Source organism: Auraticoccus cholistanensis (assembly GCF_009742705.1).
Taxonomy (GTDB): Bacteria; Actinomycetota; Actinomycetes; order Propionibacteriales; family Propionibacteriaceae; genus Auraticoccus; species Auraticoccus cholistanensis.
This window is the reverse complement of record NZ_WPCU01000010.1, coordinates 184,242-197,639: the sequence shown is the minus strand read 5'-3', so window position 1 is coordinate 197,639 and position 13,398 is coordinate 184,242. Positions and strand designations below refer to the sequence as shown.

Here is a 13,398-nt window from a genome sequence, read left to right as displayed (position 1 = left end):
GGCGTGCTGGCCAGCCGCTCGAGCACGCCGTAACGGCGCTCGAACCCGGTCGCGATCGCGGTGGAGGTGAAGGACGTGGACCACACCGCCAGCCCCAGCACCGACGGAGCCACCCCGTCCAGGCCGCCGAGCCGCTCCAGCGCGGACGCCGGCAGCAGCCGGGCCAGCACCAGCAGGCCGACCGGGATGGCCACCGCGAGCAGCAGCTGCTCGCCGTTGCGCACCAGCAGCGCGAACTCGGTGCGGGCGTGGCGCAGCACCCGCGCCGCCGGCGAGGCGGCTCCGGGGGCGGGGGACAGGTCGAGGGTGGCGCTCACGGGCGGATCCTGGCGGTGGTGTGGCGGAGGAAGACGTCCTCCAGGCTGTCGCCCTGGCCGGCGAGCTCGGCGACCGTGCCGCTGAGCCGCACCCGGCCGGCGTCGACGATGTGCACCTGGTCGGCGAGCTCCTCGGCCTCGCCCATGGCGTGCGTGGTCAGCAGCACGCTCACCCCGGCCGCGCGGAGCTCGCGCAGCAGCTCCCAGACGGCCCGGCGGGTGTGCGGGTCCATCCCCGCGGTGGGCTCGTCGAGGAAGACCAGCTCGGGGCGCCCGACCAGGGCGCCGGCCAGGTTCACCGCCTGCTTCTGCCCGCCGCTGAGACGGCGGTAGGCGGTGCCGGCGAAGTCGTGCAGCCCGAGCCGCTCGGCCAGCGCGTCCACCGGCAGCGGGGAGGCGTGCAGCCCCGCGAGGTGGCGCAGCATCTCCAGCGGCCGGATCCCCGACCAGGCGCCGCTGTCCTGCGGCATCACCCCGACCCGGCCGCGCGCCAGCGCGGCGCGCACCGGCTCGCCGTCGATCCGCACCTCGCCGGCGTCGGGACGCAGCAGCCCGGTGCAGCAGCGGATGAACGTGGTCTTGCCCGCGCCGTTGGGTCCGAGCAGGGCGGTGATGCGGCCCCGTCCAGCCTCCAGGCTCAACCCGTCGAGCACCGTCCGCCCACCGAGCTCGAGACGGAGGTCGGAGGCCCGGAGCACCACGGAGGACCGGGAAGGAGGCACCGGCCGATCCTACGCGATGCCCTCGCCCTCCGGATCCGCCGCAGCGGCGCCCGGGGACGGCGGCTGCCCGCCCTGCGGCCGCCACTCGGGGCGGTGGTCGGGGTGGGAGCGCCACGGCTCGGCCAGCTCGGCCAGCACCTCGGGCTCCACGTCGGCGAAGCGCTGCACCAGCCGGCGCCGCACCGCGCAGTCGGCCAGCACGCGGGCCGGGTCCCAGCGGACCACGTGGTTCTGGTCCCGGTCGGAGCCGGTGCTGGCCACCGTCGTCCCCGGGCCGTCGCCGCGCTGCGGGTCGGGTACCGTGACCAGCCACGCCGACACGTCGGTCCACCCGCCGCCCGGTTCGCGCTGCACCGCCGGCACCCACCGGGCCCCGGTGGCCTCGACCGCGGCGCGCTCGTCCTCGGCCACCCGGGCCAGCAGGAACTCGGCCAGCGACCCCGAGGGCCCTGCCTCGCGACCGGACCTGGCGACGCCCCGGAGCCGGTGCTCCAGGACCACCGCCGAGCCCTCGGTGGTCGCTCCCAGCAGCTCCGCGCGCACCGCGGAGGGGACCGGGAGCACCGGCGTGCCCGCTCCCAGCACGAGCGGCAGCACCCGGATGCGGGTCCGGTCGACCCAGCCGCCGCCGACCAGGTCGGTGGTCTCGGCGTCCCCGGCCAGCACGCGCACCTCGCCGTCCCCGGCGGCGTCGAGCACCGACGGCCACCACCGCGAGGGGTCGCCGCCCACCTGCCGCACCGGTGCGCCCGGCGGGACCCACACCCGCCGCTCGCCGACCACCACGTGCGGCACCCCGCCACGGGCCCGCGCGAGCTCCTCGGCGGTGGTGATGCGGTCCCGGCGCAGCGCCGCCACCCAGCTCCGCGGCCCCATCAGCACCACGCCCGCGCCGGGTGCGAGGGCCAGCCGGTCCCCGTCGGGGGCTGTCCGTGGCAGCAGGTACCCGTCTAGGCTGGCGGCGGCGACGTAGAGGCAGCTGGTCACCCCCCGTGCCTACCACCCCCAGTGCCCACCACCCCCAGTGCCCACCACCCCCAGGGCCCACCACCCCCCCCCAGGCCGCTGCCGTGCGTCGCCGGATCCGTCCGGTGCTCCGGCGGGACGACCGCCGCGGGTCAGCCGCGACGGGTGCCTGCGCCCGGACGGGCGCGGGCACGCCCCACCCCCAGGAGCAACCCCCACCCCCAGGAGCGAGCATGTGCGAGCACCACACCCCCGTCCACCCCACCCGGACGGGACCCCCCACCAGCCGGATCGGTCGACGGAGCCTCTTGCGCACCGCGGGCGTCGCCGTCGCCGGTCTGGCCGGGGCCGGCGGCCTCGGCCGAGCGGCAGCCGCGGTCCAGGAGACCTCCCAGAACGGCTGGCCGGCCGCCAGCGACCTGCCCCGCAACCGGGACTTCGCCGTCGACGGCGTGCTCTTCCCCAGCGGGGTCGCCCACGGCGCCCCCGACGTGATCCTCGGCTACGTGGCGCGCCAGTTCGCCGCCACCGTCGAGCCGCTGGTGGACCCGGGCTGCTGGGGTTTCAGCTACCGCCCGGTCACCGGCGGCACCTCGCTGTCCAACCACGCCTCCGGCACCGCCATCGACATCAACGCCCCGCAGCACCCCTACGGCGCGTCCGGCACCTTCACCGCGGCCCAGGTCAGCGCGATCCGGGCCATCCTCAGCCACTGCGACGGCGTGGTCCGGTGGGGCGGTGACTACTCCAGCACCAAGGACGAGATGCACTTCGAGCTCAACCGCCCGCCCGGTGCGGAGGTGGACGCCCTGGTGCAGAAGCTGGGCGGCACGCCGCAGCCACCGGCGCGACCGACGATCTCCGAGGGCGACACCGGCCAGGCCGTCCGCGACGCCCAGACGCTGCTCAACCAGAAGGGCGGGTACGGGCTGGTCGTCGACGGGGTCTTCGGGCCGGCCACCACGGCGGCGGTGCGCGACATCCAGGCGCGCAACGGGCTGACGGTCGACGGCGTCGTCGGGCCCCGCACCTGGGCGGTGCTCGATGCCTGAGCCCCACACCCCGGAACCCCGCACCCCGAGCTCACAAACCGCGCGCGGCCCGGTACGGGCGCTGACGCGGAGGGTCCTGGCGGTGCTCGCGACGGCCGCCCTCGCCTGCGGGCTGCTGGCCGCCCCGGCCCCCGCCGCCCGGGCGCTCGCCCCGGCCGACTTCCTGGCCCGCTACGCCGACGACGCCCAGGCGGGGGAGCGTGAGCACGGCGTGCCCACCTCGGTGGCGCTGGCCCAGGCGGCGCTCGAGTCGGGCTGGGGCGAGTCGACGCTGACCCGCGACGGCAACGCCTTCTTCGGCATCAAGTGCGGCACCGACAACGGTCCCTACGCCACCGGCTGCGTGCAGAAGCAGACCACCGAGTGCGACGCCTCCGGCTGCTACCCGGTGGTGGCGGAGTTCCGGGCCTACGCCAGCCACGCCGACTCCTTCCGCGACCACGGCCACTTCCTGCGCAGCCGGGAGCGCTACGCCGCGGCCTTCGCCCTCTCCGACGACCCCGACCAGTTCATCCGCGAGGTGCACGCCGCCGGCTACGCCACCGACCCCGCCTACTCGGACAAGATCATCGGGCTGATGCAGCAGTACGACCTGTACCGCTACGACCTGGGGTCCGGCGGCGGTGAGGCGCCGTCGCGCCCGACGCTGCGCGAGGGGGACACCGGCACGGCCGTCCGCGACCTGCAGACCCTGCTGAACGCCGCGGGAGGCCACGGCCTGGACGTGGACGGCATCTTCGGCCCGGCCACCACGGCGGCGGTGCGCGACCACCAGAGCCGGCACGGCCTCGTGGTCGACGGTGTCGTCGGGCCGGCGACCTGGGGGTCGCTGGAGGGCTGAGCGGCGCGCAGCGGCCCCGCCGACGCCCCGCCCGGGTAAGGCCGTCCATAGTGAGGACGGCCTTATTTGAGTGGGTCGCCCAATAAGAGCATGCTGGCGTTGTGAAAAGCTCCCCCAGCGCCGCTCCCGGCGTCCGAGGGAACCGTGGCCAGGCCCCCCTCGCGGGGGCGCCGGACGCGGACGCCTCCACCCGGCAGCGGGTCGTGGGCTCCATCCTGGAGCACGGCCCGTCGACGGCCGCTGCCCTGGCCGAGCGGCTGGGCCTGACCCCGGCCGCGATCCGCCGTCACCTCGACGTGCTGGTCGGCCGCGGGCTGGTGGAGTCCCGCGAGCANNNNCGCCGGCCGCGCCGACCTGCACCACGCCTACGACGACCTGGCCATCGAGGCCCTGGAATACCTCGCCGAGACCGGTGGTTCTGCTGCTGTACGGTCCTTCGCCGAGCGGAGGGTCGCCCAGCTCGAGGAACGCTGCCGCGAGGCGGTCGCCGGGTCGGGCACGAGCACCGCGGGCACGGGTACCCCCACCGACGCGCTGGCCGAGGCGCTGTCCGCGCAGGGCTACGTGGCCTCGACCATGCCGGCCGTCGCGGGGGAGCAGCTCTGCCAGCACCACTGCCCGGTGGCGCACGTGGCCGAGCGGTTCCCCGAGCTCTGCGAGGTCGAGACGGAGGCCTTCGCCCGCGTGCTGGGGGTGCACGTGCAGCGACTGGCCACCATCGCCCACGGGGACGGCGTGTGCACCACGCACGTGCCCCACCTCAACCAGGTCCCCGGCCCCGCCCCGGGCCGCGAGGACCCCCGCACCGAGACCGACCCCGACACCCAGCCCAACAGGGAGGCGCGACGATGACCCAGACCCAGCCGCAGACCGGAGCCGGCGTCAGCCAGCCCACGCAGGAGGAGCACATCGACGCCCTCTCCCGCTACCAGTGGGGATGGCACGACACCGACACCGCCGGCGCCACCGCCCAGCGCGGCCTCAGCCCCGAGGTGGTGCAGGGGATCTCCACGCTGAAGGACGAGCCGCAGTGGATGCTCGACCTGCGGATGAAGGGCCTCAAGCTCTTCGACCGCAAGCCGATGCCGACCTGGGGCGCCGAGCTCGACGACATCGACTTCGACAACATCAAGTACTTCGTCCGCTCCACCGAGAAGCAGGCGACCTCCTGGGACGACCTGCCGCAGGACATCAAGAACACCTACGACAAGCTCGGCATCCCCGAGGCCGAGAAGGCGCGGCTGGTGGCCGGTGTGGCCGCCCAGTACGAGTCCGAGGTGGTCTACCACCAGATCAACGAGGAGCTCGAGCGCCAGGGCGTCATCTTCCTCGACACCGACACCGCGCTGAAGGAGCACCCCGAGCTCTTCCAGGAGTACTTCGGCACCGTCATCCCCGTCGGTGACAACAAGTTCGCCGCGCTGAACACGGCCGTCTGGTCCGGTGGCTCGTTCATCTACGTGCCCAAGGGCGTCCACGTCGAGATCCCGCTGCAGGCCTACTTCCGGATCAACACCGAGAACATGGGCCAGTTCGAGCGGACGCTGATCATCGTCGACGAGGGTGCCTACGTGCACTACGTCGAGGGCTGCACCGCCCCGATCTACAGCTCCGACTCGCTGCACTCGGCGGTGGTCGAGATCGTCGTCAAGAAGGGCGGCCGCTGCCGCTACACCACCATCCAGAACTGGTCGACCAACGTGTACAACCTGGTCACCAAGCGCGCCACCTGCGAGGAGGGCGCCACCATGGAGTGGGTCGACGGCAACATCGGCTCCAAGGTGACCATGAAGTACCCGGCCGTGTACCTGATGGGCCCCCACGCCAAGGGCGAGACCCTCTCGGTCGCCTTCGCCGGCGAGGGTCAGCACCAGGACGCCGGCTCGAAGATGGTGCACTGCGCGCCCCACACGAGCTCCTCGATCATCTCCAAGTCGGTGGCCCGCGGCGGTGGCCGCGCCTCCTACCGCGGTCTGGTCCAGGTGCAGGAGGGCGCCAAGCACTCCGCCTCGGTGGTCAAGTGCGACGCCCTGCTGGTGGACCAGATCTCCCGCTCCGACACCTACCCCTACGTCGACGTCCGCGAGGACGACGTCTCGATGGCCCACGAGGCCACCGTGTCGAAGGTGAGCGACGACCAGCTCTTCTACCTGATGAGCCGGGGCATGGAGGAGGACGAGGCGATGGCGATGATCGTGCGCGGCTTCGTCGAGCCGATCGCCAAGGAGCTCCCGATGGAGTACGCCCTCGAGCTCAACCGGCTGATCGAGCTGCAGATGGAGGGCGCGGTCGGCTGACCCGCCGCCCGCCCCGCCCCGAGGACCCCGCACCCAGCTGAGAAGGACGAGTGTGACCACCACCGACACGAGCACCGACCGTCACCCCGACGGGACCGACCCGAACCTGGCCGTCGACGCCGCGCTCCCCGTGGAGCCGGTCGTCGCGGCCGCCCTGGAGACCTCCGACAAGGTGGCCAGCCACCTGCACCCCGGCGGCTCCTTCGAGGTCGAGGACCACCCCGTGCCCACCGGGCGCGAGGAGGTGTGGCGCTTCACGCCGATGAGGCGGATCCAGCCGATGTTCGAGCCGCGGCCCACCGACGACGCCGAGGGCGACCCGGCGGCCGAGTACGAGCTGTCGCTGCCCGAGGGCGTGCGCCAGGGCGTGCTGGCGCCGGGCCAGGCGCCCCGCGGCACCGTGCTGGTGCCGGCCGACCGCCCGGCCGCCATCGCCTCCGCGCAGGTGTCGGAGGCCCTGCACCTGGTGGTGCCCGCCGAGCTGGAGCTCGCCGAGCCCATCCGGATCGGGGTGACCGGTCGCGGGGCCGGACGGCGGGCCAACGCCCACTACGTCGTCGAGGCGGGGGCGCACTCGCGCGCCACGCTGGTGCTGCACCACCGGGGCAGCGCCGAGCACAACGGCAACCTCGAGGTGGTCGTCGGCGACGGCGCCTCGCTGACGGTGATCAGCATCCAGGACTGGGACGACGACGCGATCCACACCGGCCAGCACGAGGCCCGGGTGGGCCGGGACGCGTCCTACCAGCACATCGCGGTCTCCTTCGGCGGCGACGTGGTGCGGCTGCAGTCCAACGTCAGCTACGCCTCGGTGGGCGGGCGCGCGGAGCTGCTCGGGCTGTACTTCGTCGACAGCGGCCAGCACATCGAGCACCGGCTGTTCGTCGACCACAACACCCCCCGCTCGGAGTCCAACGTGGACTACCGCGGCGCGCTGCAGGGCGCCGGCGCCCACTCGGTCTGGATCGGCGACGTGCTGATCCGCAAGGCGGCCGAGGGCATCGACACCTACGAGTCGAACCGGAACCTGGTGCTCACCGACGGCTGCCGCGCCGACTCGGTGCCCAATTTGGAGATCGAGACCGGGGAGATCGCCGGAGCTGGCCACGCCGCCACCACCGGACGTTTCGACGACGAGCAGCTGTTCTACCTGCGCAGCCGCGGCATCGACGAGACCGAGGCCCGGCGGCTGGTGGTGCACGGCTTCTTCGCCGACATCATCCGCCGGATCGGCATCCCCGAGGTGGAGCAGCTGCTGCTCTCCGCCGTCGAGCGCGAGCTCGCCGTCACGGTCGGCACGCCGGCCCTCACCGCCTGACCGCGGCCCCACCGACCACGCACACCACAGGAGCACCACGAATGGCAACACTGGAGATCAAGGACCTGCACGTCTCGGTCGAGACCGAGGCCGGCCCCAAGCCGATCCTCAACGGGGTCGACCTGACCATCCGCAGCGGCGAGACGCACGCGATCATGGGCCCGAACGGGTCCGGCAAGTCCACCCTGGCCTACTCGATCGCCGGGCACCCCAAGTACCAGATCACCTCCGGCTCGGTCACCCTGGACGGGGAGGACCTGCTGGGCATGACCGTCGACGAGCGGGCCCGCGCCGGCCTGTTCCTGGCCATGCAGTACCCGGTCGAGGTGCCGGGCGTCTCGGTGGCCAACTTCCTGCGCACCGCCAAGACCGCCATCGACGGCGAGGCGCCGAAGATCCGCACCTGGGTCAAGGACGTCACCACCGCCCTGGACAAGGTCCAGCTCGACAGCAGCTTCGTGCAGCGCTCGGTCAACGAGGGCTTCTCCGGCGGTGAGAAGAAGCGCCACGAGATCGCCCAGCTCGAGCTGCTCAACCCGAAGTTCGCCGTCCTGGACGAGACCGACTCCGGGCTCGACATCGACGCCCTGCGGGTGGTCTCCGACGGTGTCAACCGGTTCACCGGCCAGGGCGACCGCGGCCTGCTGCTGATCACGCACTACACGCGGATCCTGCGCTACATCAAGCCCGACTTCGTGCACGTCTTCGTCAAGGGTCGGGTCGCCGAGCAGGGCGGCCCGGAGCTGGCCGAGCGGCTCGAGGCCGAGGGCTACGACCGCTACGTCCGCGAGGCCGCCGGCGCCTGAGCGCCGGCCGCCCCGGCGGCACGAGCACGACCGACATCCAGGCACGACCACGCAGGAGGAGGGTGGCATGACGGCTCCGACGCAGCAGCGGGAGGTTCCGGCCGGGCTCGGCTACGACGTCGAGGCCGTCCGGTCGCAGTTCCCGATCCTGTCGCGCACGGTGGGGGACCACCCGCTGCGCTACCTCGACTCGGCCAACACCTCGCAGAAGCCGCAGGCGGTGATCGACGCGATCACCGAGCACTACCGCGACCACAACGCCAACGTGGCCCGCGCGATGCACCTGCTGGGGGCCGAGGCGACCGCCGCCTACGAGGGCGGCCGGGCACGGGTGGCGGACTTCATCGGTGCTCCCCGGCCCGAGGAGGTGGTGTTCACCAAGAACGCCTCCGAGGCGCTGAACCTGGCCGCCCACACGCTGGGCTCGCGGCTGCGGGAGGGTGACGAGGTGGTGGTCTCGGTCGCCGAGCACCACTCCAACATCGTGCCCTGGCAGCTGGCCTGCGAGCGGAGCGGTGCCACCCTGCGCTGGTTCGACATCACCGAGGAGGGGCGTCTCGACCTCGAGGCGGCCCGGCGCGAGGGCCTGGTCAACGAGCGCACCAAGGTCGTCTCGATCGCCTGGGTCTCCAACGTGCTGGGCACCGTGCACCCGGTGGCCGAGGTCGCCGCCATGGCCCACGCGGTCGGCGCGGTGATGGTGGTCGACGGCTGCCAGGGGGTTCCCCAGCTGCCCACCCGGGTGGCCGACCTCGGCGCCGACCTGCTGGCCTTCACCGGGCACAAGATGGTCGGCCCCACCGGCATCGGCGTGCTCTGGGGCCGCTACGACCTGCTGGAGTCGCTGCCGCCGTTCCTGGGAGGCGGGGAGATGATCGAGGTGGTCCGGATGACCGGGTCCACCTACGCCCCGCCGCCGGCGCGCTTCGAGGCCGGCACGCCGCCGATCGCCGGCGGTGCCGTGCTCGGGGTGGCCGCCGACTGGCTGGCCGACCTGGGCATGGAGCGGGTGGCCGCGCACGAGCAGGCCATCACCCGCTACGCGCTGGAGGGGCTGCAGACCATCCGCGGGCTGCGCATCCTCGGGCCCACCGAGGCGGTGCAGCGGGGCGGGGCGATCAGCTTCACCGTCCCCGACGTCCACCCCCACGACATGGCCCAGCTGCTGGACAGCCGCGGCATCGCCGTCCGCGGCGGGCACCACTGCGCCCGGCCGCTGCACGAGCGGCTCGGCGTCCAGTCCAGCACCCGCGCCTCGTTCTACCTGTACACGACCGAGGCCGAGGTCGACGCCCTGGTGGAGGGCGTCGCCCGCACCATCACGTTCTTCGGAGGGACCCCGTGAGCAACCCGAGCACCGGGGCGGCCAGCCCCGCGGTCGAGGAGATGTACCAGGAGATCATCCTCGACCACTACCGCGCCAAGCACCACAGCGGTCTGCGGGACCCGTACGAGGCCGAGGTGCACCACGTCAACCCCAGCTGCGGCGACGAGGTGACGCTGCGGGTCCACCTGGACGGCGACACCGTCCGCGACGTCTCCTACGACGGCGTGGGCTGCTCGATCTCGCAGGCCTCCACCTCGGTGATGACCGACCTGGTGATCGACCGGCGCGTCGACGACGGCCTGGCCCTGCACGACGAGTTCCTGACCCTGATGCAGGGCAAGGGGCTGGTGGAGCCGGACGAGGACCGCCTGGAGGACGGCATCGCCTTCGCCGGGGTGGCGAAGTTCCCCGCCCGCGTCAAGTGCGCCCTGCTCGGCTGGTCCGCGTTCAAGGACGCGGTGCTGCAGGCCGGGGCGCGCCAGCACGCCGACGCACCCGCCACCAGCACGACTGAGGAGTGACATGAGCGAGACCACCGACCGCACCACCACCAACCCCACCACCACCGACCCCACCACGGGGCCCGCGACCGACGGGCCTGCGCGCCCCTCGGACCTGGTCCGCGACACGCTGCCCGGGACCGGCACCGAGCTGCCGTCCTCGCGGGCCAGCCTGGAGGACGTCACCGAGGCGATGAAGGACGTCGTCGACCCCGAGCTGGGCATCAACGTCGTCGACCTCGGCCTGGTGTACGGCATCCACCTCGACGACGACGGCTCCTGCTCCATCGACATGACGCTGACCAGCGCGGCCTGCCCGCTGACCGACGTCATCGAGGACCAGACCCACACCGCGCTGGAGGGTCTTGTCACCCGCTCGGCGATCAACTGGGTGTGGATGCCGCCGTGGAGCATGGACAAGATCACCGAGGACGGCCGCGACCAGCTGCGCGCCATCGGCTACAACGTCTGAGCCGCCCCGCAGGAAGCACGTACCGACCGGACGGCGAGACGCCGTCCGGTCGTCGCGTCCCCGGGGGCAGGATGGGCGCCATGTTCTCCCGCACCACGATGACGAGCACGCTGCCGGCGTGCTCGCCGCGGTGCTGCTGTCGCGGCTGACCCGTCCCGTCAGCCCCGCGCCGTCCGGCGCCGCACCTCCCGGAGAACCCTCGTGACCACGCTCGTCACCGCACCCGTCCACACCCGCCCCGCCCTCGACAGCTGGGAGGCGCGGGTCCTCGGCGCGCCGCTGCCCGCCCGGGTCGCCCCGGCCGGCGCCGTCAGCCCGCGGCAGGCCTTCCAGGAGGTGCTGCACGGCTACGCCGGCGTGCTGGACCTGCGACCGCCGTCCCGCCGCCGCGTCGAGGGCGAGCTCGGCCTCGGTCGGGTCAGCGCCGTCGCCGGCCCGCGGCTCGCCGACGTCCACGTGGACCCCACGCAGCGCTGGCTCGTGCTCAGCTCCACCGGACGGACCGCGGCCGCGGTGGCCCGCGACCTGCGCGACGGCGGCGTGGACGCCCTGGCGGTGACGGGCGGCGTCCGCGGCTGGCGCCGGACGGGGCTGCCGCTGCGCGTCGGGGTCCACTGAGCGTCGAGGTCGACCGGGCGTCCGGGTCCACCGGGGCGTCCGCGAGCCCGTCGCCGTCAGCCGCTCGCCGCCGCCCCTGGCATCATGGGCCGGTGCGCGGAACTCGTCTGGTCGCCGTCGGCCACCACCAGCCCGACAGGGTCGTCCCCAACAGCGAGCTGGAGCAGATGGTCGACACCAGCGACGAGTGGATCACCCGCCGGGTCGGGATCCGCGAGCGCCGCTGGGCCGGCCCGGAGGAGACGGTCGACACGATGGCCACCGCCGCCGCCCGCGACGCCCTGGCCAAGGCGGGCCTGCAGGCCTCGGAGGTCGACATGGTGGTCGTCGCCACCTGCACCGCCGTGGACCGCTCGCCCAACATGGCCTCGCGGGTGGCGCTCGCCCTCGGCATGACGCACGCGCCCGCCACCCTGGACGTCAACACCGCCTGCTCCGGCTTCACGCACTCGGTGGCCCTGGCCCAGCACGCCATCGCCGCCGGGTCGGCCACCACCGCCCTGGTGATCGGCTCGGAGAAGCTGACCGACTTCACCGACTTCACCGACCGCACCACCTGCGTGCTCACCGCCGACGGTGCCGGCGCCTTCGTGCTCACCGCCGACGAGCAGCAGCAGGTCTCGCCGGTGCTGTGGGGGTCGGTGCCCGAGCTGGGCGACGCCGTCCGGGTGCAGCGGGCCGAGGGCGACAAGTTCGCCCAGAACGGCCAGGCGGTCTTCCGCTGGACCACCTTCGAGCTGCCGCGGATCGCCCGGGCCGTGCTCGACCGCGCCGGGGTCGCGCCCGACGAGCTGGCCGCCATCGTGCTGCACCAGGCGAACCTGCGCATCATCGAGTCGCTCGCCGGCAAGCTGGGCGCCGAGCAGGCGGTGCTGGCCACCGACGTGACCGAGTCGGGCAACACCTCGGCCGCCTCGATCCCGCTGGCGCTGTCGAAGCTGCTGGAGCGCCAGCCGCTGCCGAGCGGCGCCCCGGTGCTGCTGTTCGCCTTCGGCGGCGGCCTCAGCTACGCCGGCCAGGTGGTCCGCGTCCCCTGACCGCTCCCCGCCCGCGGGAAAGGGATTTGGCCGCCCGCCCCGCAGCGAGGAAGATGGACCAGTTCACCCCGCTTCCCCTCCAGCTGAGAGAGCTCGATCCGCCATGCTCGTCGCCCGCGACCTCGAAGTGCGTGCCGGTGCACGCCTGCTGCTGTCGGAGGCCTCGTTCCAGATCGCGCCCGGTGACAAGGTCGGCCTGGTCGGACGGAACGGGGCCGGCAAGACCACGCTGACCAAGATCCTGGCCGGCGAGGCCCAGCCGGCAGCCGGCAGCGTCACCCCCGGCGGCCAGGTGGGCTACCTGCCGCAGGACCCCCGCACCGGCGACCTCGACGTCCTCGCCCGCGACCGCATCCTCTCCGCCCGCGGCCTGGACGCCGCGCTGCGCCGGATGCGCCAGGCCGAGGAGCAGATGGGCGCCGAGGACGAGGCCGTCCGCGAGCAGGCGATGGCCCGCTACACCCGCGCCGAGGCCGAGTTGCAGGCGGGTGGCGGGTACGCCGCCGAGGCCGAGGCGGCCCGGATCGCCAGCAACCTGGGTCTGCCCGACCGGGTGCTCGACCAGCAGCTGCGGACCCTCTCCGGCGGGCAGCGGCGACGCATCGAGCTGGCCCGCATCCTCTTCTCCGGCTCCGACACGCTGCTGCTCGACGAGCCGACCAACCACCTCGACGCCGACTCCATCGTGTGGCTGCGGGCGTTCCTGCAGTCCTACCCGGGCGGTCTGATCGTGATCAGCCACGACACCGGGCTGCTGGCCGCCTGCGTCAACAAGGTGTTCCACCTCGACGCCAACCGCTCCGCCCTCGACGTCTACGCGATGGACTGGAAGCGCTACCTCAGCCAGCGCGAGACCGACGAGAAGCGGCGCAAGCGCGAGCGGCTGAACGCCGAGCGCAAGGCCGACCAGCTGCTCACCCAGGCCGCGAAGATGGGCGCCAAGGCGACCAAGGCGGTGGCCGCGCAGAACATGGCGCGACGGGCCAACAAGCTGCTGGCCGGCATCGAGGGCGAGCGGGTGCAGGACCGGGTGGCCAAGATCCGCTTCCCCGAGCCCGCCCCCTGCGGGCGCACGCCGCTGATGGCCAACGACCTGTCCAAGACCTACGGCTCCACCGAGATCTT

At 73.5% G+C, this 13,398-nt stretch carries 14 protein-coding genes and 2 pseudogenes; 13 read left to right on the top strand and 3 right to left on the bottom strand.

Features of this window, described 5'->3' with window-relative positions; translation table 11 throughout:
• From GC722_RS18565 to GC722_RS17865, 3 genes and pseudogenes are all read right to left on the bottom strand, one after another.
• Positions 1 to 317, bottom strand: a pseudogene (locus tag GC722_RS18565) (ABC transporter permease); the annotation flags it as partial.
• Positions 314 to 1,039 (bottom strand): ABC transporter ATP-binding protein, encoded by a 726-nt coding sequence (locus GC722_RS14495; RefSeq protein ID WP_408609320.1) that lies wholly within the window; start codon positions 1,037 to 1,039, stop codon positions 314 to 316. The pseudogene GC722_RS18565 and the gene GC722_RS14495, both read right to left, overlap by 4 nt.
• Before the next feature lie 9 nt (positions 1,040 to 1,048).
• Positions 1,049 to 2,026, bottom strand: coding sequence for a DUF6221 family protein (locus GC722_RS17865; protein WP_197430182.1), 978 nt, complete (start codon positions 2,024 to 2,026; stop codon positions 1,049 to 1,051).
• Positions 2,027 to 2,313: 287 nt separating this feature from the next.
• Between GC722_RS17865 and GC722_RS14485 the strand changes: the two genes are divergently transcribed.
• The 13 genes and pseudogenes from GC722_RS14485 to GC722_RS18555 form a co-directional block, all read left to right on the top strand.
• The gene (locus GC722_RS14485; RefSeq protein ID WP_197430181.1) at positions 2,314 to 3,057 is read left to right on the top strand and encodes a peptidoglycan-binding protein; all 744 of its coding nucleotides are present in this window, start codon (positions 2,314 to 2,316) and stop codon (positions 3,055 to 3,057) included.
• 82 nt (positions 3,058 to 3,139) lie between these two features.
• Positions 3,140 to 3,898: a glucosaminidase domain-containing protein gene (locus tag GC722_RS14480; RefSeq protein WP_197430180.1), complete on the top strand. Its 759-nt coding sequence runs from the start codon at positions 3,140 to 3,142 to the stop codon at positions 3,896 to 3,898.
• 101 nt (positions 3,899 to 3,999) lie between these two features.
• A pseudogene (locus GC722_RS19345) lies at positions 4,000 to 4,173 on the top strand (transcriptional regulator); the annotation flags it as partial.
• A gap of 289 nt (positions 4,174 to 4,462) precedes the next feature.
• Positions 4,463 to 4,750, top strand: a complete 288-nt coding sequence (locus tag GC722_RS19340) for a helix-turn-helix domain-containing protein (RefSeq protein WP_331715029.1) — start codon at positions 4,463 to 4,465, stop codon at positions 4,748 to 4,750.
• Entirely contained in the window at positions 4,747 to 6,195 is a 1,449-nt protein-coding gene (gene sufB / locus GC722_RS14470) for a Fe-S cluster assembly protein SufB (protein WP_156611355.1), read from the top strand. Before GC722_RS19340 ends, sufB begins: the two co-directional genes overlap by 4 nt.
• A 52-nt stretch (positions 6,196 to 6,247) precedes the next feature.
• Positions 6,248 to 7,513, top strand: a complete 1,266-nt coding sequence (gene sufD / locus GC722_RS14465) for a Fe-S cluster assembly protein SufD (RefSeq protein WP_331714873.1) — start codon at positions 6,248 to 6,250, stop codon at positions 7,511 to 7,513.
• A gap of 41 nt (positions 7,514 to 7,554) precedes the next feature.
• Positions 7,555 to 8,319, top strand: coding sequence for a Fe-S cluster assembly ATPase SufC (gene sufC / locus GC722_RS14460; protein ID WP_156611353.1), 765 nt, complete (start codon positions 7,555 to 7,557; stop codon positions 8,317 to 8,319).
• A 67-nt stretch (positions 8,320 to 8,386) separates the two neighbouring features.
• Entirely contained in the window at positions 8,387 to 9,664 is a 1,278-nt protein-coding gene (locus GC722_RS14455) for a cysteine desulfurase (RefSeq protein WP_156611351.1), read from the top strand.
• A 41-nt stretch (positions 9,665 to 9,705) separates the two neighbouring features.
• Entirely contained in the window at positions 9,706 to 10,167 is a 462-nt protein-coding gene (gene sufU / locus GC722_RS14450) for a Fe-S cluster assembly sulfur transfer protein SufU (RefSeq protein WP_156612039.1), read from the top strand.
• 1 nt (position 10,168) lies between these two features.
• Positions 10,169 to 10,618, top strand: coding sequence for a metal-sulfur cluster assembly factor (locus GC722_RS18560; RefSeq protein ID WP_156611349.1), 450 nt, complete (start codon positions 10,169 to 10,171; stop codon positions 10,616 to 10,618).
• A 201-nt stretch (positions 10,619 to 10,819) separates the two neighbouring features.
• Positions 10,820 to 11,236, top strand: a complete 417-nt coding sequence (locus GC722_RS14440; RefSeq protein ID WP_156611341.1) for a hypothetical protein — start codon at positions 10,820 to 10,822, stop codon at positions 11,234 to 11,236.
• A 92-nt stretch (positions 11,237 to 11,328) separates the two neighbouring features.
• Entirely contained in the window at positions 11,329 to 12,273 is a 945-nt protein-coding gene (locus GC722_RS14435) for a beta-ketoacyl-ACP synthase III (protein ID WP_331714872.1), read from the top strand.
• A gap of 103 nt (positions 12,274 to 12,376) precedes the next feature.
• A partial coding sequence (locus tag GC722_RS18555; protein WP_231747884.1) for an ABC-F family ATP-binding cassette domain-containing protein occupies positions 12,377 to 13,398 on the top strand: 1,022 nt, incomplete at its 3' end.

Coding starts and splice junctions, on each gene's coding strand:
- sufB (WP_156611355.1), top strand. CDS start 4,747: ATGACCCAGACCCAGCCGCAGACCGGAGCCGGCGTCAGCCAGCCCACG.
- sufU (WP_156612039.1), top strand. CDS start 9,706: ATGTACCAGGAGATCATCCTCGACCACTACCGCGCCAAGCACCACAGC.
- sufC (WP_156611353.1), top strand. CDS start 7,555: ATGGCAACACTGGAGATCAAGGACCTGCACGTCTCGGTCGAGACCGAG.
- GC722_RS14455 (WP_156611351.1), top strand. CDS start 8,387: ATGACGGCTCCGACGCAGCAGCGGGAGGTTCCGGCCGGGCTCGGCTAC.
- GC722_RS18560 (WP_156611349.1), top strand. CDS start 10,169: ATGAGCGAGACCACCGACCGCACCACCACCAACCCCACCACCACCGAC.